The 22,882-nt window shown below is 62.4% G+C and carries 18 protein-coding genes; 9 read left to right on the forward strand and 9 right to left on the reverse strand.

What is annotated here, in order from left to right:
- Positions 1-252: 252 nt before the first annotated feature.
- The 3 genes from HX855_RS12975 (at position 253) to HX855_RS12985 (ending at position 5,191) form a co-directional block, all read left to right on the forward strand.
- Positions 253-2,670: a glucose/quinate/shikimate family membrane-bound PQQ-dependent dehydrogenase gene (locus HX855_RS12975; protein WP_177083427.1), complete on the forward strand. Its 2,418-nt coding sequence runs from the start codon at positions 253-255 to the stop codon at positions 2,668-2,670.
- Positions 2,671-2,880: 210 nt separating this feature from the next.
- Positions 2,881-3,738: a 2OG-Fe(II) oxygenase gene (locus HX855_RS12980; RefSeq protein WP_177083425.1), complete on the forward strand. Its 858-nt coding sequence runs from the start codon at positions 2,881-2,883 to the stop codon at positions 3,736-3,738.
- Positions 3,739-3,772: 34 nt separating this feature from the next.
- Positions 3,773-5,191: a pyridoxal-dependent decarboxylase gene (locus HX855_RS12985; protein ID WP_177083423.1), complete on the forward strand. Its 1,419-nt coding sequence runs from the start codon at positions 3,773-3,775 to the stop codon at positions 5,189-5,191.
- Positions 5,192-5,228: 37 nt separating this feature from the next.
- On the opposite strand, the gene HX855_RS12990 is transcribed toward HX855_RS12985, so the two are convergent.
- The 9 genes from HX855_RS12990 to HX855_RS13030 all read right to left on the reverse strand — a co-directional run bounded on the left by HX855_RS12990 (position 5,229) and on the right by HX855_RS13030 (position 15,793).
- Entirely contained in the window at positions 5,229-7,565 is a 2,337-nt protein-coding gene (locus HX855_RS12990; RefSeq protein ID WP_177083421.1) for a bifunctional diguanylate cyclase/phosphodiesterase, read from the reverse strand.
- A 204-nt stretch (positions 7,566-7,769) separates the two neighbouring features.
- Positions 7,770-8,942 (reverse strand): PotD/PotF family extracellular solute-binding protein, encoded by a 1,173-nt coding sequence (locus HX855_RS12995; RefSeq protein ID WP_177083419.1) that lies wholly within the window; start codon positions 8,940-8,942, stop codon positions 7,770-7,772.
- Positions 8,939-9,913 carry a GTP-binding protein gene (locus tag HX855_RS13000; RefSeq protein WP_177083417.1) on the reverse strand — a complete coding sequence of 325 codons (975 nt, stop codon included), beginning with the start codon at positions 9,911-9,913 and terminating at the stop codon, positions 8,939-8,941. Before HX855_RS13000 ends, HX855_RS12995 begins: the two co-directional genes overlap by 4 nt.
- Before the next feature lie 119 nt (positions 9,914-10,032).
- Positions 10,033-10,335, reverse strand: a complete 303-nt coding sequence (locus HX855_RS13005) for a hypothetical protein (RefSeq protein ID WP_177083415.1) — start codon at positions 10,333-10,335, stop codon at positions 10,033-10,035.
- A 13-nt stretch (positions 10,336-10,348) separates the two neighbouring features.
- Complete coding sequence (locus HX855_RS13010) at positions 10,349-11,098, reverse strand: SDR family NAD(P)-dependent oxidoreductase (RefSeq protein WP_177083413.1); 750 nt, start codon at positions 11,096-11,098, stop codon at positions 10,349-10,351.
- Positions 11,099-11,267: 169 nt separating this feature from the next.
- A complete protein-coding gene (locus tag HX855_RS13015; protein WP_177083411.1) occupies positions 11,268-12,029 on the reverse strand; it encodes an SDR family NAD(P)-dependent oxidoreductase in 762 nt (253 codons plus the stop codon).
- A gap of 11 nt (positions 12,030-12,040) precedes the next feature.
- Positions 12,041-13,381: an MFS transporter gene (locus HX855_RS13020; RefSeq protein ID WP_177083409.1), complete on the reverse strand. Its 1,341-nt coding sequence runs from the start codon at positions 13,379-13,381 to the stop codon at positions 12,041-12,043.
- Between the two features lie 178 nt (positions 13,382-13,559).
- Positions 13,560-14,438 (reverse strand): polysaccharide deacetylase, encoded by an 879-nt coding sequence (locus HX855_RS13025; protein WP_003210406.1) that lies wholly within the window; start codon positions 14,436-14,438, stop codon positions 13,560-13,562.
- A gap of 11 nt (positions 14,439-14,449) precedes the next feature.
- Positions 14,450-15,793, reverse strand: coding sequence for an amidase (locus tag HX855_RS13030; RefSeq protein WP_177083407.1), 1,344 nt, complete (start codon positions 15,791-15,793; stop codon positions 14,450-14,452).
- Positions 15,794-16,129: 336 nt separating this feature from the next.
- Between HX855_RS13030 and HX855_RS13035 the strand changes: the two genes are divergently transcribed.
- The 6 genes from HX855_RS13035 (at position 16,130) to cmoB (ending at position 22,874) form a co-directional block, all read left to right on the forward strand.
- Entirely contained in the window at positions 16,130-17,119 is a 990-nt protein-coding gene (locus tag HX855_RS13035) for a GntR family transcriptional regulator (protein WP_177083618.1), read from the forward strand.
- A 256-nt stretch (positions 17,120-17,375) separates the two neighbouring features.
- Positions 17,376-19,796, forward strand: coding sequence for an endopeptidase La (gene lon, locus HX855_RS13040; RefSeq protein WP_177083405.1), 2,421 nt, complete (start codon positions 17,376-17,378; stop codon positions 19,794-19,796).
- A gap of 206 nt (positions 19,797-20,002) precedes the next feature.
- Positions 20,003-20,395, forward strand: a complete 393-nt coding sequence (locus HX855_RS13045) for a protease inhibitor I42 family protein (protein ID WP_010176924.1) — start codon at positions 20,003-20,005, stop codon at positions 20,393-20,395.
- Position 20,396: 1 nt separating this feature from the next.
- A complete protein-coding gene (locus HX855_RS13050) occupies positions 20,397-21,041 on the forward strand; it encodes a lysoplasmalogenase (RefSeq protein WP_177083403.1) in 645 nt (214 codons plus the stop codon).
- A 136-nt stretch (positions 21,042-21,177) separates the two neighbouring features.
- Positions 21,178-21,921: a carboxy-S-adenosyl-L-methionine synthase CmoA gene (gene cmoA, locus HX855_RS13055; protein WP_177083401.1), complete on the forward strand. Its 744-nt coding sequence runs from the start codon at positions 21,178-21,180 to the stop codon at positions 21,919-21,921.
- Positions 21,918-22,874, forward strand: a complete 957-nt coding sequence (gene cmoB / locus HX855_RS13060; RefSeq protein ID WP_177083399.1) for a tRNA 5-methoxyuridine(34)/uridine 5-oxyacetic acid(34) synthase CmoB — start codon at positions 21,918-21,920, stop codon at positions 22,872-22,874. The genes cmoA and cmoB overlap by 4 nt, the downstream gene beginning before the upstream one ends.
- Positions 22,875-22,882 lie beyond the last annotated feature (8 nt).

A 22,882-nucleotide genomic window follows, 5' to 3' on the forward strand; every position in this document is an offset into this window, starting at 1 on the left:
TTGTTACCCCTCGGCCGGGTCAACTGTGCCCAGGCGGCATCGGCCTTTGAGGCTGAGTCCTCGTGGATGCCGGGTGATTTCGGCGGCACTCAGACAGCGCTGTCTTAGCAAGGCGACGATCGGCGGGATCAAGCAGCACAGTGCCTTCTGATTTCTGAATAAACCTAATTTGCCCTGAACCAAGCCTGCGCCGGAACGTCATCTACAGTGAACTGTGCGCAACCAATTCAAAACGTAACGGAGAACCACACTATGAGCACTGATGGTGCTTCAAGTCCAAGTCGCCTGCTGCCCAGGCTACTGGGGATCTTGCTGCTGATAATGGGCCTGGCCTTGTTGGCCGGGGGGATCAAGCTGAGCATGCTCGGCGGGTCGCTGTATTACCTGCTGGCCGGTCTCGGCATCACCGTCACCGGCCTGTTGCTGCTGGCGACTCGCCGCGCGGCGCTGGGCTTGTACGCACTGGTGCTGTTTGCCAGCACCGTCTGGGCGCTGTGGGAAGTGGGCCTGGACTGGTGGCAACTGGTGCCGCGCCTGGCCCTGTTGTTCGCCCTCGGCATCGTCATGCTGCTCCCGTGGTTCCGCCGTCCGTTGCTGCGCGGCCAAGCCTCGCCGCTGGGCACGGGCGCCCTGAGCGTCGCCGTGGTGCTGGCCGGCGCTGCCGCCTTGGCCAGTCAATTCACTGACCCGGGTGCCATGGTCAAGAAAGGCCAACTGGACCGCGACGCGGTACCGGGCATGGCCAGCGCAGCCCCAACCCAGGCCGATGGTGACTGGAACTCCTATGGCCGTTCGGCCTTTGGTGATCGCTACTCGCCTCTGGCGCAGATCACCCCGGAAAACGCCCACAAGCTGGTGCCAGCCTGGACGTACCGTACCGGCGACATCCCTGGCCCAGGCGATCCCGGTGAAACCACCGCGGAAAACACCCCGCTGAAAGTCAACGGCATGCTCTACGTGTGCACGCCGCACAGCCAGGTGATTGCCCTGGACCCGGACACCGGCAAGGAAATCTGGCGTTTCGACCCGAAGATCAGCAGCGAAGGGGCTGCCAACTTCAAGGGTTGGGCGCACATGACCTGCCGTGGCGTGTCGTATCACGATGACGCGGCCTACGCTTCCGAGCAGAGCCCGACTGGCAGCGCCAGCCCGGCCGCCGCGCCGAATGCCTGCCCGAAACGCATCTTCGTACCGACCGCCGACACCCGTCTGATCGCCCTGAACGCCGACACCGGCAAGATGTGCGAAGACTTCGGTGACAAAGGCCAGATCGACCTGCGCGCCAACATCGGCACCTTCGCCCCGGGCGGTTACTACTCCACCTCGCCACCGGCCGTCACCAAGAACCTGGTGGTGATCGGCGGTCACGTGACCGACAACGTCTCCACCGACGAGCCGAGCGGCGTGATCCGCGCGTTTGACGTGCACACCGGCAAGCTGGTGTGGAACTGGGACAGCGGCAACCCGGACGACACCACCCCGTTGGCCGAGGGCAAGACCTACACCCGCAACTCGCCAAACATGTGGTCGATGTTCGCGGTCGACGAAAAACTCGGCATGCTCTACCTGCCGATGGGTAACCAGATGCCCGACCAGTACGGCGGCGACCGGACCCCGGACTCCGAGAAGTACAGCGCCGGCCTGACCGCCCTGGACATCGACAGCGGCCACGTGAAGTGGACCTTTCAGTTCACTCACCATGACCTGTGGGACATGGACGTGGGCGGCCAGCCTTCTCTGATCGACATCAAGACCGCTGATGGCGTGAAAAAAGCGGTGATGGCGTCGACCAAGCAAGGCAGCATCTACGTGATCGACCGTACCAACGGTCAGCCCGTGGTGCCGATCAACGAAATCCCTGTACCGCAAGGCGCAGTGGCCGGCGATCACACCGCACCGACCCAACCGAAATCGGACCTGAACTTCATGCCACCGCCCCTCAAGGAGCGTGACATGTGGGGCGTGACGCCGTTCGACCAGATGCTGTGCCGGATTGACTTCAAATCCATGCGCTACGACGGTCCGTTCACCCCGCCATCGCTGCAGGGCTCGATCGTTTACCCGGGTAACTTCGGTGTGTTCGACTGGGGCGGCATTTCCGTCGACCCGGTTCGCCAGATTGCCTTCGTGAACCCGAGCTACATGGCGTTCAAATCGAAACTGATCCCGGCCGCCGATATTGCCAAGCAAGGCCCACGGGTCAGCGAAACCGAAGGCGTGCAGCCAAACAAAGGCGCGCCATACGGTGTGATCCTCGAAGCCATGCTGTCGCCACTGGGCCTGCCGTGCCAGGCGCCGGCGTGGGGTTACGTGGCCGCGGTCGACCTGACCAACCACCAGACCATCTGGATGCACAAAAACGGCACCGTGCGTGACAGCTCGCCGGTTCCGGTCCCGTTGACCATGGGCGTGCCTAGCCTGGGCGGTACATTCACCACCGCCGGTGGCGTGTCCTTCCTCAGCGGTACCCTGGACCAGTACCTGCGTGCCTATGACGTGAAAAACGGCAAACAGTTGTGGGAAGGCCGCCTGCCAGCAGGCGCGCAAACCACTCCGATGACCTACACCGGCAAGGACGGCAAGCAGTACGTGCTGGTCATGGCCGGCGGTCATGGTTCCCTGGGCACCAAGCAGGGTGACTATGTGATGGCGTTCAAACTGCCGGATTAAGTACAACCGGCGGTAAGAAAAAGGCGGCTACCTCATGGGTAGCCGCCTTTTTTTATGTGGGCAATAAATTAAAGCAAGACGGCCTGTGCACTTAAATAAACACTCAGAAAAATCCTATACCACCCTCCAAATATTTCACTCTACTTTAGTTCCGGGCAAACCCCGCCCAATTAAACGTTGCCCATAACAATCAACATGGAGTTATTTATTATGACGGACCTGAACAACAGCAAACTAACGCCCGCCGCATCGTGCGTCAAAACACCTGCCATCTTAGAGCTTACACAACTCGATGCAGCCAGCTTAAGAAAACTCATCACGGGTGAAGTACTCGCCATTCGAATACCTGATTTTGCGAATGAACAAACCAGCGCAGTATTAAATAAATATATAGACGAAACGGCGATTCTCCAGGCGTACAACCACGAAACCTATGAGAGCGGGAAAGTTGTCCAGCAATTCTATGGCGTCCATCGCTGGGGAACACCGTTCAACTCTACCTACGGCAAGAGCGCAGGCAGTGACGCTCAACAGCAATACTATGCCGACGCAGCCCATATGCGCGACTTGATCGACAGCCTCTGCGCCCCGCAGAAGCCGCCCATCCACCTGCTGTTGGAGCACCTGCAGCAGGTTTGGCCAGAAGGTGCGACCACCGCCGCATTCCAGGGCCAGCCCATGTTCTGCGGTATTATCCGCGCCATGTTCCCGGAGACAGCTCACCTCTCGGAAACCGTGCCCCATGTTGATTGCCTGCCTATTTCCATTGCCAAACTGGAACATCAATTCAGCGCCAACATTTACATTGAGACGCCACCTTCGGGAGGAGAATTGATCATCTGGGATACCGAAGCGTTTGCCTACGAAGACGTCGAACGTTTTGAAGGTGCGCAACTTCCCGAAGAACGTTTGCAAAAGCCACTACGCATCCAGCCGCGCAAAAACGAACTGATCATCATCAATACCCGCCGCCCTCACGCCATTAGCGGATTCGACTCAGGCAAACGCATCAGCATCCAATCGTTTATCGGCTATACCGCTGGTGAGCCGTTTTACTTCTGGTGCTAACGCCCTTACTTCTTTTCCTGATGGACACTCTTATATGACACCTGAAGAATTCCGCCGACATGGCCACGCCCTGATCGACCTGATTGCAGACTATCGACAAAACATCGAGCAACGCGGTGTGCAACCCACCACGACCCCAGGCGAAATCAAATCCGCCCTGCCGGCCAGCCCGCCTGAAACAGCCGAACCGTTCGAACAGATCATGGGCGACGTCGAAAAACTGATCATGCCCGGTCTGTTGCATTGGCAGCATCCAAGCTTCTTCGGGTTCTTCCCGTCGAATGTGGAACTGTCCTCCGTCCTCGGCGATTGCTTGAGTACTGGCCTGGGCGTGGTGGGATTGTCGTGGCAATCGAGCCCGGCCCTGACCGAAATCGAGGAAGTCACCACCGATTGGCTGCGCGACATGATCGGCCTGAGCGCCAACTGGAGCGGCGTGATCCAGGACTCGGCCTCAACCTCCACCCTGGTGGCACTGATCAGTGCCCGCGAACGCAGCTCCAACTACGCGCTGATGCACGATGGCCTGCAAAACAGCGGCGCACCCTTGATCGTCTACACCTCGGCCCACGCCCATAGTTCAGTGAACAAGGCCGCGATCCTGGCGGGGTTTGGCCAGAACAATATCCGTACCGTGGCCACCGACGAACACCATGCAATGTCGCCGCATGCATTGGAGCGGGCCATCGAACAAGACCTGGCTGCCGGGAACAGACCCTGTGTGGTGATCGCGACCACCGGCACAACGGCTGCCATGGCCATCGACCCCCTGGAAGCCATCGGCGCCCTGACTCAGCGTCACGGCCTCTGGCTGCATGTCGACTCGGCCATGGCCGGGGCCGCGATGATCCTCCCGGAATGCCGCATGCTATGGAACGGCATCGAGCACGCCGACTCGCTGGTCCTCAACCCTCACAAATGGCTAGGGGCGGCGTTTGATTGCTCGGTGTACTTTGTACGCGACCCCGAGCACTTGATTCGCATCATGACCACCAACCCCAGCTATCTACAGTCCAAGGCTGATGGCCAGGTCAGAAACTACCGCGACTGGCGGATCTCCCTGGGCAGCCGGTTCCGCGCCCTGAAGCTGTGGTTCCTGATTCGTGAACAAGGCGTCAGCGGCCTGCAGGCCCGGCTGCGACGTGACCTCGCCAATGCCCGCTGGCTGGCGGAACAGATTGAAGGCAGCAAGCACTGGAAACTGGTGGCCGCCGTAGCCCTGCAAACGCTGTGCATCCGCCACGAGCCGCCAGGCCTTGGTGGTGAGGCGCTGGATAACCACACCCGCGCCTGGGCGGAAAAACTCAATCAATCAGGCAAAGCCTACGTCACCCCCGCCATTCTGGGCGAGCGCTGGATGGTACGTGTGTCCATCGGCGCACTGGGGACGGAGCGCCACCACATCGAAGGCTTGTGGAAGCTGTTGCAAACCCTGGTCGATGAAACGGCCTAGCATTGACAACACCTGCGTCGGTGTAACCGCCGACGCTCTAGACCGGCACCCGCTCACGGCGCATCCACATTTCAAACGCCATGGCATTCAACGGCCGGCTGATCAAATAGCCTTGGGCCGTGTCGCATTTCCAGAGCTTGAGCAGCTTGAGGCTCGGCTCGAACTCCACCCCTTCGGCCACCACCTTAAGCCCCAAGTTGTGGCTCATTTCGATGGTCGAACGCACGATCACCCCGTCGCCCGAGGTGCTGTCGAGGTTGCGCACGAACGACTGGTCGATCTTCAGCTCCTGCACCGGCAGGCGTTGCAGTTGTGCGAGGGATGAATAGCCGGTGCCGAAGTCGTCCACCGACAGGCTGATGCCACAGCCGCGCAGTTGCTCCAGCACGCTGAGGGCCTGGGCCGGGTTGTGCATGATCGCGCTTTCGGTGATTTCGAAAATCAGTTGCGCGGCGGACACGCGGTAACGCGTCAACAACTCGGTCACCCGCAGGGCCAGGCCGTCATCGGCCAGGTCGTCCACCGAGATGTTCACCGACAACTGCACCTGCAACCCGCGCACCTCCCACTCGGCCAATTGCCGAATCGCTTCTTCGATCACCCAGTGGGTCAGGCTGCCCATGCTGCCGGTGCGCTCGGCCAGGGGAATGAATTCGGCCGGCGACACCAGCCCAAGCACCGGATGCTGCCAGCGCAACAGCGCTTCGGCCTGGCGCACATGGCCAAGGTGCAGGTCGAGCTTGGGTTGATAACACAGGTATAACTCGCCCTCCGCTGCCGCCCGGCGCAAGTCACGGATCAGGCTGATCTGGCGTTGGTGAGCCAGGTCGCGGTCTTGTTGGTAGATCTGCAAATAGCCCGGCAGCGCCGCCGCATCGTGACGGGCAATGGCGGCGCGGCTGATCAGTTCTTCAACCTGCTGGCCGTCGGCCGGGTAAGCGGCGATGCCGATGCTCACTTCGTGGCGCAGTTCATCGCCGCCAATGCGCTGGGGCTCGGTCAGCAGCCCATACAAGCGGTCGGCCAGGGCCACGACACGGTCGATCTCGGTGTTTTCCAGCAGCAGCAAAAACTCGCTGCCGGTGATACGCGCGGCGGTGTCGCTGGCCGACAGGCTCGACAGCAGGCAACGGCTGGCCTCGCGGAGCATTTCTTCCACGCCTTCCGGGCCGTAGCCTTCGTTGATTACCCGGTAGTTTTCGATCCCCAGGTACAGCAACACCACGGGCCGGCCCGCGCTGATGGCGCTGCCCAGGCGTTCCATGGCCAGCGCCCGGTTGGGCAGGCCGGTGAGCGGGTCGTGCAGGGCGTTGTGGGCCAGTTGCCGTTCCCTCACGGCGATCCCGGTTTGCATGGCGTTGAAGGCATGGGCCAGCAGGCCGAATTCATCATGGCTGCGCACCCGCACCGGCGTACGGTAATCACCGGCACCGATGCGTTCGGCCGCTTGCACCAGCGCATTGAGTGGGCGCGAAACCCGCCGCGCCAGGAACAGCGCCCCCGCCAGTGACACCAGCAGCACCACCAGAGCGATCGCGAGAAACTGCCGGTCCAGCGGCGCGAAGGATTCGAGGGCGTGGTCCAGCGGGCTTTGCAACAGCACCCGCACTTCTCCGCCGTCTGTGGTGTTGCCCAAGGGCAGCACCTGGCTGAGGTAACGCTGGCCGTGAAACAGGTTCAACTGCGGCACTGGGTTGATATGCGGGGCCTGCAAGTCGCTGACAACGGAAGCCTCAAAAGCCTCGGGCTGGGTGCTGAACACTTCGCCGGGCTGGCCCTTCTGCACACTGAGGAACGACACCTCAAGGTTGCTCATGGAACGCAGTTCACTGGCAAACACGTCATCCATGGGAAAGCCCATGACGACGCGGGCGATCGGTGCGGGGTCGACGACCTCCTGCTGCACCAGCAGAAACGGCCGGCCATCCACGGCCACAATCAACATTTGCAGGCCGCTGCGCCGGGCCTGGCGCAAGTCACTGTTATAGGGAAAGGCCTGGCCGAGGGGCAGTGCCTGTAACGTGCTGAGCATCACCTGCCCTTCGAGGCCCAGCACAAACACTTCACTGGACGTCAGGCCGGTGCCATGGCGGCGCAGGGCGGCGAGAATCGCAGCGGGTTCGCCCTCGGCGATGGCCTGGCGGAAGGGCAAGTCTGCGGTGAGCCAGTTCAAGCCGTATTGCAGGCGCCGGCCACGCAGGTCGAGCAGGCGTTCGAACACCTGGCTGCCGGTTTCCAGCTGTACCCGGGCCTGGTTTTCCACGGCGCGATTGGTGGCGGTCTTCACCGCGAAATACACCGCGGCCACCACCACCAGCAACAGCAGCGCCAGCACCCCGGCGATCCGGGTTTGAAACGTATGGCGCCACCTCATTCTGTTGCCCTCTGGCAGCGCCTGCCCCCTCCAGCTGAAACGTCCCTTCGTCATACGCGTCCCTCGCGACAGCTGAATCGGCGTCAAATAAATATCCTTTTTAAAAGGATATTCGAATTATCCAGATTAGCTGTGCGAGAGAAGAAGTGCACCCAATAAATACTGGAACTTCAGTGTCATTAAATTGGCGACATAGCGCCGTATCTACGCGCGCGCCCGCATAAAGTCACCCCAGCGCCGCACCAGGTAGTTGTGTTCGTCCATCACCGAGTTCCACACCGCGATATGCCCCATGCGTTGCTCATAGGAGCCACCGTCACGCACCTCGCCCACCTCGATCAGCGGCAAGCCATCGCTGCCCAGCAGCTCTTCCCGTGCGGGCAGGCCGGCGTACCAGTAATCCCATTCGGCGCTGCTCAGGTGATCGCGGCTGCGGGCCGGGTTGCCGATGTAGTAACCCTGGCGTGCCATCACCGCACCGGGCCAGCCGGACAGCCACCAGTTGAGGTAGGCGTAGGCCGCATCCAGCACCGGGCCCTTGGCATGGCGCGACAACGACAACCCGCCGAACCAGGCGCGATAGCCTTCACGGGGTACGGCCAGGCGGTATTTGACCCCGGCCCGATGCAAGCGCATCAAAGTCGGTGACCACAGACTCTGGATATCAATACTCGGGCTGAGCATCAGTTGCGCCGCTTCTTCGTCATCGGACCAGAACGCCGCAAAATGCCCCTCCTTCTGCTTGCGCACCAGGATATCCGCCAGCACATCGATCTCTTCGATGCTCATGTTGCCGATGTCCTTGAAGCTCGCCAGCCCCGCGCCCTGCACCGCCAGCGCCGCGTCGAGGGCACCGATGGCGGCGTCACTTTGCAGCGCGGTGCGCGCGCCCCAGGCCGGGTCCAGCAGCCAGCCCCAGCTCTCGTTGGCGCGGTTGAACCCCTCGGGCAAGCGCTCCGGGCGATAGGCAAAACTGTCGGCGTTATGGGTCAGGGGCAACATGCTGATGCGTTCGGTGACGGTGCTGCCGAGGCTGCCGTCGTGCTGCACGAACAGGCGCTCGCTGGGCACACTGCCGCTGCCCAGGCGGTCGTTGGCGGACAGCCGGCCGCGCTTGGGCAAGTCGTTGATCTCATGCCACAGCGCAATGCGCCGGGTGTCGATCGGCTGGATCGCCCGCGCCGGCCACACGAAGTCGACGTTGTGAAACCACTGGTCATAGAGGTCGTAGCTGTCGGGCTGCATCACCGCGATGCGCTGGGCCTGCTCGACGTCGTGCACCTGGTACACCAGGCGAATGCCCAGTTCCTGTTCGGCGCGCACACGCAGGGTTTCCAGCAGGGTCACCGACGTGCCGAGGACGCGAAGCGTGATCATGGGGCGAACCTTCTGGAGAACACGTCAAAGGAGCGACGCAGCAGCGCCGGGTCCAGCCCGCGCAGGATAAACACCAGGCGCGATTGCCGATCGGTACCCGGCCAGGCAGGCAGGTGAACCGGCGCATGCAGGCAATGCTGCACGCCATGGATAACGATGGGAGCCAAACTTGCGTTCACGTTGAGCAGTCCTTTGACGCGAAGAATACGTTCGCCGTGGCATCTTAACAGCATCGATAACCAGACCCCGAAACCCACCCAATCCAGCGGCTGATCGAAGGTCAGGCAGCAGACTTGCGCCGCGCCATGGTTGGCGGCGGTGGTGTGATGGAGTTTCCAGCGGCCGACTTCCGCCGCCGGTTCGGCGCTGCGCAGGCCTTCGCCGAGCAGCAGTTGTTCACCGCTGTCGATATCGCAGGTGTTGAGGATCGGCGTGCCGGCGTTCAGTGCCTGCAAGTGCGCGCGCAGCGAGTCGCAGTCGTCGACGAGGTCGGTCTTGCTCAACAGCAGGCGATCGGCGGCGGCCACTTGCGCCAGCCATTCCGGGTGCAGGCGTTCCTGCAAGGCGGCGTGACTGGCGTCTACCAACGTCACCACCAGGCCGATATGAAAGCGCCCGCGCAGTTGCACATCGTTGTTCAAGGTGGCGAGGATCGGCGCCGGGTCGGCGAGGCCGGTGGTTTCCAGGATCACCCGCTTGAAGGCCGGGATCTCGCCCCGCTCGCGGCGCTGCAGCAGGCCGAGCAAGGCGTCTTTCAACTCGCCGCGAATCGAACAGCAGACGCAGCCGCTGGGCAGCAGCACGGTGTCCGGCGCGACTTCCTCCACCAACAGATGGTCGATGCCGACATCGCCGAATTCATTAATCAGCAACGCCGTGTCGCCGAGGCTTTCGCCTTGCAGCAGTCGCTTGAGCAAGGTGGTCTTGCCGCTGCCGAGGAACCCGGTGATGACGTTGAGGGCGATGCTCATATTTCTACCTCGTTGCTCGCCCCCTGTAGGAGCGAGCTTGCTCGCGAAAAACCTGAGAACGTCGTGTTTAACCAGACAGGGCCGGTTATCGTTGACGTTTTTCGCGAGCAAGCTCGCGCCTACAGAAGGCCGTGTTCCAAGTGGTCGAGTAATTGGGGATCAAGAGGGTCCAGCGGTCGACCGAGCATGCTCTCCGCCGCCCGCCACAGTTGATCCAGGCCGCTGGCCAGTTCCTGTTTGCCGGTGGCGCCCAGCAGCAGATAGGACGCGCCCTGGAAGTCTTCGACCTTGAGCCGGAACACCGCCAGCACCTGGTTGATCGCCGCAATCCGGCGCAGGCGTTCGCGCCGCCGGGGCAGCTCATCGCCCAGCGGATCGCTCCAGTGCAGGTCTTCACCCAGCAGGCCACAGAGTCCGCACATGCTTAGTGCCCGCTCATGGCATGACATCGCCAGAGTTCGGGCCCAGGGTCTGGCCGACGAACAGATTGCCCCCCGGCTCGCTGGCCAGCAGCACGGCGGTGGGGGCCACTTCGTCTGCCAGGCCAAAACGGCCCAGGGGCAACTCGGCGGCCTTGGCGCGTTTCCAGGTGTCGCTGATGCCGCCCACCAACGGCGTCTCGATCGGCCCGGGCGCAATGGCGTTGACCAGCACGTTGTCCTTGGCCACTTCCAGGGCCAGGGATTTTGTGAAACCGATGACGCCGGCCTTGGCCGCCGCATAGTGGGTCAGCTCGGCGCCGCCCTTGATGCCCAGTTGCGAGGCGACGTTGATGATCCGGCCCCAGCGCTGGGCCAGCATGTGGGGCAAGGCGCGCTGGCTGGCGACGAATACGCTGGTGAGGTCGACACGCAGCATGTCGTTCCACATGTCCATGGTCAGGTCGATGCAACGGGCCTGGGTCAGCATGCCGGCGTTGTTGACCAGAATATCGATGCCGCCGTAGTGAGCGACGCAGGCATCCACACTGGCCTGGGCGCCGTCGACGGTGCCGACGTCGGCCACGCATTCGAGGACGTCGGCGCCGAGGTTGCGGCAGGTGATGGCGGTTTCGGCGAGGGTTGCTGCGTCGCGGTCGGCCAATAGCAGGCGCGCGCCTTCGACGGCGTAGGCGCGCGCGATGGCGGCGCCGATGCCGCTGCCGGCGCCGGTGATCACGGCGCGGCGGTTATGCAGTTGGGACATACAAAAAACTCCTGATGACAACACTGGACCTGTGGTGAGGGGGCTTGTCCCCCGTTGGGCTGCGCAGCAGCCCCAAAAAAGCGGGAGCGCTGCGCATTCCAACGGGGGACAAGCCCCCTCGCCACAACAAGCCCTCACCGCTTAAGCCTTCATTTCCACGCTGCGTGGGTCAGTCCGGCCAGCGCACGGTCAACCCGCCATCAATCACAATGCTCTGCCCGGTCAGGTAACTCGATTCCTCACTGGTCAAGAACCGCACCAGGGACGCCACTTCGTCCGCCCGCCCTACCCGGCCCAACGGAATCGCCCGCGCGGCTTTCGCCAGCCCTTCCGGGCCGAGGGAGTTCTTCGCGTCCAGCGACTGCGGGGTCTCGATCAACCCCGGAATCACCGCATTGCAGCGAATCCCCAGCGGCGCCAATTCCACCGCCAGCGAGCGGCACAACCCCGGCACGCCGGCCTTGGCCGCCGCGTAATGCGCGTGCTCTTGCCAGCCATACACGCCACCGGCAATCGATGAAATCGCCACCAACGCCCCGCCCTCCCGCATATGCCGGGTCGCCGCCCGGAAGGTGCGCATCACCCCGGTCAGGTCGACGTTGAGCATCTCGTTCCACAGTTCGTCAGTCATCTCCAGCAACGGCGCGCGCCTTAACAGCCCGGCGTTGGCCACCGCGTAATCGAGGCGACCGAAGTGCTGGACCGCTTGCGCGGCCAGGTTATCCACAGAAGCGGTATCGCCCACGTCCAGCGGCAACATCAGGCATTCACCGCCGGCCTCTTCCACCCGCGCAACGGTGTGATGCGGTTCATGGGGGTCGGCCGGGTAATACCCGCCCACCACCGCCACGCCGCTGCGGGCATACGCCACCGCGAGGGCCTGGCCGATGCCGCTGGCGGCACCGGTAATCAACGCAACTTTACGACTCATCAACTGACTCCTTACTGGACGGTTTCCGGACGCACATGGCGCGCGGCAAACATCAGCGCACCGGACAAAAAGCACGGCACGGCGCCAAACCACAGCGCGGCGGTCTGCCAGTCACTGCCGGCCGACAACACTTGAGTGGCACCGAACCCGGCGACCACGGCACCGATCGGCCCCATGGCATGGATGATCGCGCCGCCGGTGGCACGGATGCTGGTGGGAAAACTTTCGCTGATGAAAAACAGCGCCGCCGAGTACGGCCCGATCAGGAAGAACAGGCCCAGGCTGTACAGCCCGACCACCATCGCCATGTTGCTCGGGCCAAACAGCATCCCGGCGAACGACAGCCCGCCGAGCATCCAGCCCAGGCCGATGACATTGCGGCGGCCGATCTTGTCGCCCATCCAGCCGTGGCTGAGGTAGCCGCAGTAACCCACCAGGTTCGACAGCACGAGGATGATCAGTGAGTTCTCGAACGAGATGTGGTGCACGCTGACGATCACCGAAGTACCCAGCACGCTGAACACCTGGATCGCCGCCCAGTTGAGCAGCAGCGCCGCACCAATCACCAGGGTTGCGCGGCGGGCCGGGCCACGGAATGCGGCCTTGAGGCCGGCCTTGCTGTGTTCGTCATAGTCCACGCCGTAGGTCACGGCGACGTTTTGCGCTTCTTTCACCGCGCCGCTTTTGCGCAGCTCGCTGATGCGCTGGTGAATCTGGAACTGCGGGCTCTCCTTGAGCTTGCGCGCCATGATCGCAATGACAATCGCCGGGACCGCCGCAAACACAAAGCACCCCTGCCAGCCAATCACCGGCAGCAACAGCGCGGTCAAACCTGCCGCGATCAACGCGCCCACCGGCCAGCCACCCTGCACCAGGCTGTAGATAAAACCGCGACGCTTGGCCAGTTTCGGGTCATCGGAGGCGGCGTACAGTTCGCTCAGGTACGTGGCGTTAACCGTTTCCTCGGCATACCCCAGGCCGCCCAGGGAACGGATCAGGATCAACGACGACTTGCCCCACGCGCCACCAATGGCGGTCAGCGCCGAGCAGATCGCCGAACCGGCCACGGTGAAAATAATCCCCTTGCGCCGACCCAGCTTGTCCACGATCGGACCGATGGCCAGCGCGACCACGGCAGTGCCGACTGCCACCCATGTCGCAATCTCCGCTTGCTCCACTTCACCCCAGCTAAAGTGCCGCCCGATTTCCGGCAGCAAGGTGCCGAACAGGATGAAGTCATACACCGCAAACACCCAGGCGAAAAACGCGATCCAGGTGGCGAAACGCACTTCCTTGGGCGTCAGTTGCCGGGGTTTCCAGCCAGTCAGATCAAGCTTGTTGTAGATAGACATGAATCGCGCCTCGGGAGGTTGGCCAGGGGTTGGTTACAGGTATCAGGTACGCGGTTGGCCCGACTGTAGGAGCGAGCTTGCTCGCGAAAAACCTGAGAACGCCACGTGTAGCCAGACAGAGCGCGTGATCGTTGACGTTTTTCGCGAGCAAGCTCGCGCCTACAGACGTTGGGCAGTGTCAGGTACGCGGTTGGCGGCGGATAAAGTCATCGGCGATTTCGTCGAAGGTGACGAAGCGCACGCCGGCATGGCTCTGGATGTGTTCGATCAGCCGTTCAAGCATCAACAGCACTTGCGGGCGGCCGGACACGTCGGGGTGGATGGTCATGGTGAACACCGCGTGTTCGTGTTCGCGGTAGACCCAGTCGAACTGGTCGCGCCACATTTCTTCCAGGTGACGCGGGTTGACGAAGCCGTGGCTGTTGGGGGCCTTTTTGATGAACATCATCGGCGGCAGGTCATCGAGGTACCAGTTGGCCGGAATCTCCACCAGGTCGGTTTCTTCGCCGCGCACCAAGGGTTTCATCCAGGTGTCGGGGTGCTGGCTGTAGTCGATCTTGGTCCAGGTATCGCCCTTGCGCACGTAGTAGGGGTGGAAGTCGTTGTGCATCAGGCTGTGGTCGTACTTGATGCCTTTTTTCAGCAGCAATTCGTTGGTGACCTTGCTGAACTCCCACCACGGCGCGACGTAGCCGGTGGGGCGTTTTCCGGTGACCTGGGTGATCAGTTCGATGGACTTGTCGAGGACGATTTCTTCCTGCTCGGCGGTCATCGCAATCGGGTTTTCGTGGCTGTAGCCGTGCACGCCGATTTCGTGGCCGGCGTCGGCGACGGCCTTCATCTGCTCGGGGAACGTTTCCATCGAGTGGCCGGGGATAAACCAGGTGGTGCGCAGGCCGTAGCGCTCGAACAATTTGAGCAGGCGCGGCGCGCCGATTTCACCGGCGAACAGGCCACGGGAAATGTCGTCCGGGGAGTCTTCGCCGCCATAGGAGCCGAGCCAGCCGGCGACGGCGTCGACGTCGACGCCAAATGCACAGAGGATGTCTTTAGCCATGATGTGTCTCCTTAAAAAGTAAGTGCGGTTTCGGCTGACAGGGCAGCTCGAAGCAGGCGTGCGTCTTCGCCGCTGGGGGCGCTGAGCAGCAGGCCGGTAGGCAGGCCCAGGGCATCGCGGCCGCTGGGCAGGCTGACGCCGGGCATGTCCAGCAAACTGCCGGGCATGGTCAGGCGCAAGGTGGCGAGGTTGGTGCTGACGAACAGTGAGTCGTCGGCTTCCAGCGGCGCCAGGGCCGGGGCAACGTGGGCCACGGTGGGGGTGATGAGGATCGCACCGTCGAGTTCATCGATCAGTTGCTGCTGCAGGTGGCGGCGCGCTTCGTACAGCGCCAGCAGTTGGCTGGCCGGCAATGTGCGGGCCGCTTCAAGGCGACGGCGTACGCGGGGGTCGAGTTGGCTGGCGTCGGCGCTGTCGAGCAGGGCTTCGTGGAGCGCGAAGGCTTCGAAGGAGCCGAGCCAGCCCTGGTGCTGGATCAGGTCGAGGGTGGCCTGGAAGGTCTTCGAGGGGCGCACATCAATCAGCGCCCCTTCGGCTTTCAATCGCTCCATGCAATACAACAGGTTGTTGCGCACGCCAGGCTCGACGCGGGCGTCTTCCAGCACACTTTGTTCAACCCAAAAACGCTGGCCATTGAGGCTGCGGGCCTGGCGTGGCTGGCGCTGGTCGCGACCGTTGAGCAAATCATCAATGGCCAGCGCATCGCGCACGCTGCGGGTCAGCGGGCCGAGGCTGTCGAGGGTATGGGCCAGCGGGAAAACGCCGTCGCGGCTGTAGCGCCGGCAACTGCTGCGATAACCCACTACGCCATTCAGTGCCGCAGGAATACGGATGGAGCCCGCGGTGTCGGTGCCCATGGCGATCGGCACGATACCGGCCGCCACGGCGACCGCCGACCCCGACGACGAACCACCGGGGATCCGTGGTTGATCGATGCCGCGCGGATTGTGCGGGGTGCCGAAGTGCGGGTTCAGGCCAAGGCCGGAGTACGCCAGCTCGCTGAGGTTGGTCTTGCCCACGCTGACCATTCCGGCGCGGCACAACAGGCCTACACTCGGCGCGTCCAGCAAAGCCGCCGGCGCGTCGCTGCGATAGGCCGCGCCTGCCGTGGTAATGCTGCCGGCCACGTCAAACAGGTCTTTCCAGGCCAGGGGCACCCCATCGAACACGCTCAAAGGCTGGCCGGCACGCCAGCGGGCAGCCGACGCTTCGGCCTCACGCCGGGCGCGCTCGGCGGTCAGGGAGATGAATACGCTGGGGGCCTGACTCGCGCGAGCGAGTGCCTGTTCGAGGGCGTGCACCGGGTCGCTGCGACCGCTGGCGAAATCCTCGGCCAGTGAAGTGGCGTCTGACATGGGAATGACCCTCTAAAAACGTACATATTAATAAAATGTACATTTTACAAAGGCAGCTTTCGTGCCAGTCTCTCAGGGGAGATGTCTGAAGCATCTGGCGCTTTCGGTCAGACCCACGGGATAGATGGGTTGTTGACATCAAAAGAAATAGTGGGCGGCGCTCAATACTCGCCCACAATGAAATAATGTATCTTTTATTAATAAATACATTTTGGTGCAGAAAAGTAACAAGTCCCCTCTGAAGGCCCCAAAAAAGTGCCACCGACGTGGCGCAGAGTGACAGGCGCAACTATGAGAGAATCCCCGGCCACCGACCCGTTTGCCCCAGAGAACCCGATGAAAGCAGTGTCCGCCTCGGCTTCCCGTTACGCGATGATTCACCAGGTTTTGCGCGACGCCATCACCCACGGCACCGCCCGCCATGGCCTGGTGTTGCTGGAAGCGCCGCTGGCCGAGCTGTTCGGTACCAGCCGGGTGCCGGTGCGCAAAGCCTTGAACCTGCTGCATGACGAAGGGCTGATTTGCCGCTTCGATGGCCGGGGTTACCTGATCAACCCCGACGGCCTGGACCTGGAGCCGTTGCGCCTGCCCTTGAGTCATGCACACCTGGGCCTCAACGGTGAAGATGAACTGGTGGACACCCGGCCCCTGGGGGAGCGCATCGTCGAGGAAATCGGCGCCGCGCTGTCGACCTGCATCGCTTTCGGCCATTACCGCCTCGATGAACAGGCCGCCGCCGAGCACTACAACGTCAGCCGTGCGGTGGTACGCGAAGCGCTGATGCGCCTGCGGGACCGTGGCCTGGTGGAAAAAGAACCCTATTCCCAATGGCTCGCCGGGCCGCTGACCGCCCGGGAAGTCACCGAAGACTACGAACTGCGCGCCTGCCTGGAGCCCGAAGCCCTGCGCCAGAGCGCGCCGAACCTCGACCGCGACCGGCTGCAAGCCATGTTGCAGCGCGTGCTCGACGCCCAGAACAGCGCCCATTGCAGCCTGGAAGAGATCGAGCAGATCGAGGAAGACCTGCACCAGCACTGCCTCGCGGGCCTGCAAAACTGCAAGATCGCCGCGCTGATTCGCCAGGGGCAGAGCCCGATGATCATCAGCCGGATTTTCTACCGACTGCTGGGTATCGGCGCCGATCCGGCGATGCTGGCCGAGCACCGGTTGATCCTGGAACTGTTGCTGCATGGCGCATTCGACGCCGCCGCGCTGAACCTGCGCGAGCACTTGCAACGGGCCCGGCAGCGCATGTTGCAGCGCTTGAAGGTGTTGTCGGTGCTGCCTGAACAGCCGTTGCCGGCCTACCTGCACAAACTCAGCTGACGAAATGCAATCCAACCTGTGGGAGCGGGCTTGCTGTGGTGAGGGGGCTTATCCCCCGTCGGGTTCACCCCAGATGGATGGGGCTGCTTCGCAGCCCAACGCGGGGCAAGCCCGCTCGCCACAGCAAGCCCGCTCCCACATGGGTCCAGCGGCGCGTTTGAAAATAGTGTGCAATATGTTGCTATCTCTCCCTGCCCATTGAAACCACTGCCGACCTGCCCCATCTAACTTGCATACTTCCTTATGCAGGTGCCCCATGAGCGACCAGCAAGAATTCCCGGACATCGACCTCAACGACTACGCCGACCCGGAAAACGCTGAACACACTTCCGCCAACACTGGCCTGGCCCTGCCGGGGCAAAACCTGCCCGACAAGGTCTACATCATCCCGATCCACAACCGGCCGTTCTTCCCCGCGCAAGTATTGCCGGTGATCGTCAATGAAGAGCCGTGGGCCGAAACCCTGGAGCTGGTGAGCAAATCCGACCACCACTCCCTTGCCCTGTTTTTCATGGAAACGCCGCCCGACGACCCACGCCACTTCGACACCTCCAGCCTGCCGCTGTACGGCACCCTGGTGAAGGTGCATCACGCCAGCCGCGAAGACGGCAAGCTGCAATTCGTCGCCCAGGGCCTGACCCGCGTGCGGATCAAGACCTGGCTCAAGCACCACCGCCCACCGTACCTGGTGGAAGTCGAATACCCGCACCAGCCGACCCAGCCGACCGACGAGGTCAAGGCCTACGGCATGGCGCTGATCAACGCGATCAAGGAACTGCTGCCGCTCAACCCGCTGTACAGCGAAGAGCTGAAGAACTACCTCAACCGCTTCAGCCCCAACGACCCATCGCCCCTGACCGACTTCGCCGCGGCCCTCACGTCGGCCACCGGCAATGAGCTGCAGCAAGTGCTGGACTGCGTGCCCATGCTCAAGCGCATGGAAAAAGTCTTGCCGATGCTGCGCAAGGAAGTCGAAGTCGCGCGCCTGCAAAAAGAAATCTCCGCCGAGGTGAACCGCAAGATCGGCGAACACCAGCGCGAGTTCTTCCTCAAGGAACAACTCAAGGTCATCCAGCAAGAGCTGGGGCTGACCAAAGACGACCGCAGCGCCGACGTCGAACAGTTCGAACAACGCCTGGTGGACAAAGTACTGCCAACCCAGGCGCAGAAACGCATCAGCGAAGAAATGAACAAGCTGTCGATCCTGGAAACCGGTTCGCCAGAGTATGCGGTCACCCGCAACTACCTCGACTGGGCCACCTCGGTGCCGTGGGGCGTGTATGGCGAGGACAAACTCGACCTCAAGCACGCCCGCAAAGTGCTCGACAAACACCACGCCGGCCTGGACGACATCAAGAGTCGCATCCTCGAATTCCTCGCGGTGGGCGCCTATAAAGGCGAAGTCGCCGGCTCCATCGTGTTGCTGGTAGGCCCGCCGGGTGTGGGCAAGACCAGCGTGGGCAAATCAATTGCTGAATCCCTCGGCCGGCCGTTCTACCGCTTCAGCGTCGGCGGCATGCGTGACGAGGCCGAGATCAAGGGCCATCGCCGCACCTACATCGGCGCCATGCCGGGCAAGCTGGTGCAAGCGCTCAAGGATGTGGAGGTGATGAACCCGGTGATCATGCTCGACGAGATCGACAAGATGGGCCAGAGCTACCAGGGCGACCCCGCCTCGGCCCTGCTCGAAACCCTGGACCCGGAACAGAACGTCGAATTCCTCGACCACTACCTGGACCTGCGCCTGGACCTGTCCAAGGTGCTGTTCGTATGCACCGCCAACACCCTGGACTCGATCCCCGGCCCGTTGCTCGACCGGATGGAAGTGATTCGCCTGTCGGGCTACATCACCGAAGAAAAAGTCGCGATTGCCAAGCGTCACCTGTGGCCCAAGCAGCTGGAAAAAGCCGGTGTGTCGAAAAACAGCCTGTCCATCAGTGACGGCGCCCTGCGCGCCCTGATCGATGGCTACGCCCGCGAAGCCGGTGTGCGCCAGCTGGAGAAACAGCTGGGCAAACTGGTGCGCAAGGCAGTGGTCAAGCTGCTGGATGAGCCGGACTCGGTGATCAAGATCGGCAACAAGGACCTGGAAGCCTCCCTGGGGATGCCGGTGTTCCGCAATGAGCAAGTGTTGTCGGGCACCGGCGTGATTACCGGCCTGGCCTGGACCAGCATGGGCGGCGCGACCTTGCCCATCGAGGCGACGCGCATTCACACGCTTAACCGCGGCTTCAAACTCACCGGGCAACTGGGTGATGTGATGAAGGAGTCCGCCGAGATTGCCTACAGCTACATCAGTTCGAACCTGAAGTCCTTTGGCGGTGACCCGAAGTTCTTCGACGAAGCCTTCGTGCACCTGCACGTGCCGGAAGGTGCCACGCCCAAAGACGGACCGAGCGCCGGGGTGACCATGGCCAGTGCGCTGCTGTCGCTGGCGCGCAACCAGCCGCCGAAAAAAGGCGTGGCCATGACCGGTGAACTGACGTTGACCGGGCATGTACTGCCGATTGGCGGGGTGCGCGAGAAGGTGATTGCGGCGCGGCGCCAGAAGATTCACGAGTTGATCTTGCCGGAGCCCAATCGCGGGAGTTTTGAAGAGTTGCCGGAGTACCTGAAGGAAGGCATGACGGTGCACTTTGCCAAGCGCTTTGCGGATGTGGCGAAGGTGTTGTTCTAACCCTTATTGATGCCTTGCCTGGACTGGCGCTTTCGCGAGCAAGCCCGCTCCCACATTTGACCGCATTCCAAAGGATGAACTCGGTCAAATGTGGGAGCGGGCTTGCTCGCGAAGGCGCCGGTGCGACCCACACAACCTCCTCGCTTGTCACACTTTGTCTCATCTTCGGTTATGCTCGCCCTTCGTCGCCCAACAACGGAGCCCCCATGACCGCTGCCCGCCTGCTTCTCCCCCTGAGCCTTTGCCTGCTCGCCGCCTGTGCCAGTGCGCCGAAGCAAAACGTCACCGTGGAAAAACAGAGCGCTTGCCCCCTGCAACTCAAAACCGGGCAAAACCTGATTTTGACCCTGCCCAGCAACCCCACCACCGGTTACCGCTGGGCCATCCAGGACTCGGCCGGCGGCGTGCTGCGCAGCCTGAGCCCTGAGGTGTACAGCAACACCGAAGACACCGGCGTGGTGGGCAGTGGCGGTCAATCCACATGGCGCTTCCAGGCCTTCAACGCGGGCCAGGGCCGACTGCGCCTCACCTCACAACAACCCTGGGAGCCGGAAGCAGAACCGGCCGAAACCTTCGACTGCGCCATTACGGTGAACTGATATGCCATGGATGATCCTTGCGTTGATGGGAGCGGTGACCTTTATCTACGGCCTGAGCACCCACGCCACCCTGCTCTGCCTGCTGGTAAAGCCATTGCCGGTGCTGGCGTTGCTGGGCTGGCTGCATGATGCGCCGCCCACCGACTATCGACGCTGGATCAGCCTGGGGCTGATTTTTTCCCTGGTGGGCGACGTGCTGCTGGCCTGGCCCGGCGACCTGTTCATCTTCGGCCTCGGGGCGTTTTTGTTCGCGCACCTGGCGTACCTGAAAGCCTACTTGAGCGACTGCCGCCGCCCGGCGATTTTGCCGCTGGTACTGGCGCTGGTGGTCGGTGCGATATTGCTGAGCATCCTGATTTCCCACGGCCTGGGCCCATTGCTGGTGCCGGTGGTGGTGTATGCGCTGGTGATCAGCGCGATGCTGTGGCGAGCGCTGGCGCGCTTGGGCAGCACCGTGCCCAAGCGCTCGGCGTACCTGGCGGCGGCTGGCGCGGCGTCGTTCGTGTTTTCCGACACCTTGATCGGGATCAATCGGTTTGTGGTGGCGTTTGAAGCGGCGCCGTATTTGCTGATTGTCAGCTACTGGCTGGGGCAGTGGGGGATTACGGCCTCCTCCTTTCCTCAGAAAAAACCCGTCAACCTGTAGGAGCTGGCTTGCCAGCGAAAAAACCCACAGTTGCCGCGTTCATCCAGAATGTCCGCGTCATCGTTAACGAACATCGCCGGCAAGCCAGCTCCTACGCTAAAATGCCGGGCTTTCCCCCTTCGTCGCCGGAACAGCCGTGAGTAAAGAACCCGATCGCCTATTCGCCCAGCCCCTGCCCCAGGTGCCGGACTTCGCCTTCAACGAAGACGTGGTGCGGGTTTTCCCGGACATGATCAAGCGCTCGGTGCCCGGTTACCCGACCATCGTCGAGAACCTCGGCGTGCTCGCGGCGCAATTTGCCCAGCCCAATAGCGTGCTCTACGACCTCGGTTCGTCCCTCGGCGCCGTGACCCAGGCCTTGCGCCGTCACGTGCGCACCGACGGGTGCCGGGTGATCGCTGTGGATAACTCGGCGGCGATGGTCGAGCGTTGCCGCGAATACCTCAACGGCCAGGACTCGATGTTCCAGGAGCTGCTGCCGGTGGACGTCATCGAGGGCGATATCCTCGCCCTGCAATTCCAGCCCGCTTCGGTGGTGGCGCTTAACTTCACCCTGCAATTTATCGCCCCCGAACAACGCCTGGCGCTGCTGGGGCGGATTCGCCAATCGTTGCTGCCGGGCGGCGCGTTGATCCTCTCGGAAAAGCTGCGCTTCAATGATTCGGAAGAACACGCACTGCTCACCGATTTGCACATCGCCTTTAAACGCGCCAACGGCTACAGCGAACTGGAAATCGCCCAGAAGCGCAGCGCCATCGAAAACGTCATGAAGCCCGACAGCCTCGAAGAACACCGCGAACGCCTGCTGGCGGCCGGGTTCTCGAAAGTCGTGCCGTGGTTCCAGTGTCTTAACTTTGCCTCGTTGATTGCCTTGCCATGATTGATCTGTCTCCCCTCGCCCGCCATCTGGTCGGCACTCCCCTGGCCGTGTGGGCCCAGGGCCTGCAAGCGCAACTCGATGCGAAGATGGAAAAAGGCCATGGCGACCTGGAGCGTTGGCAAAGCGCGCTGGACGCGCTGCCGAAGATCATGCCCAGCGAAATCGACCTGCTGAACGGCCTGGTGCTCGACACCGATTGCGACGACAACACCCGCGCACAAATGCGCACCGCGCTGATGGGCTTGTGCCCATGGCGCAAGGGCCCGTTCGATCTGTTCGGCGTGCACGTGGACACCGAATGGCGCTCCGACTGGAAGTGGTCGCGGGTCGCGCCGCACCTGGACCTCAAGGGCAAGCGCATTCTCGATGTGGGTTGCGGCAACGGTTACTACATGTGGCGCATGCTCGGCGCCGGGGCCGACAGCGTGATTGGCGTCGACCCGAACTGGCTGTTCTTCTGCCAGTTCCAGGCGGTGCAACGCTACCTGTCAGCGCCGAAGGTCTGGCACCTGCCATTCCCGTTTGAAGACCTGCCGCCGAATATGGAAGGCTTCGACACGGTGTTTTCCATGGGCGTGTTTTATCACCGTCGTTCGCCCATCGAGCATTTGCTGGCACTGAAGGATTGCCTGGTGAAGGGCGGTGAGTTGGTGTTGGAGACGTTGGTGGTGGAAGGCGATCAGCAACAGGTGCTGGTGCCGGAAGACCGTTACGCGCAGATGCGCAACGTGTGGTTCCTGCCGTCGGTGCCGGCGCTGATGCTGTGGCTGCGGCGTGCCGGCTTCAGTGATGTGCGCTGTGTGGATGTGAGCGTGACCACCCTTGAAGAACAGCGCGGCACGGAGTGGATGAAGTACCAGTCCCTCAGCGACTTCCTCGACCCTGATGATCACAGCAAGACCATCGAAGGCCTGCCGGCGCCGATGCGGGCGGTGATTGTCGCGAAGAAATAAGACTGCTG

It is taken from the genome of Pseudomonas sp. IPO3778, from assembly GCF_013386825.1.
In the GTDB taxonomy this organism is placed as follows: domain Bacteria; phylum Pseudomonadota; class Gammaproteobacteria; order Pseudomonadales; family Pseudomonadaceae; genus Aquipseudomonas.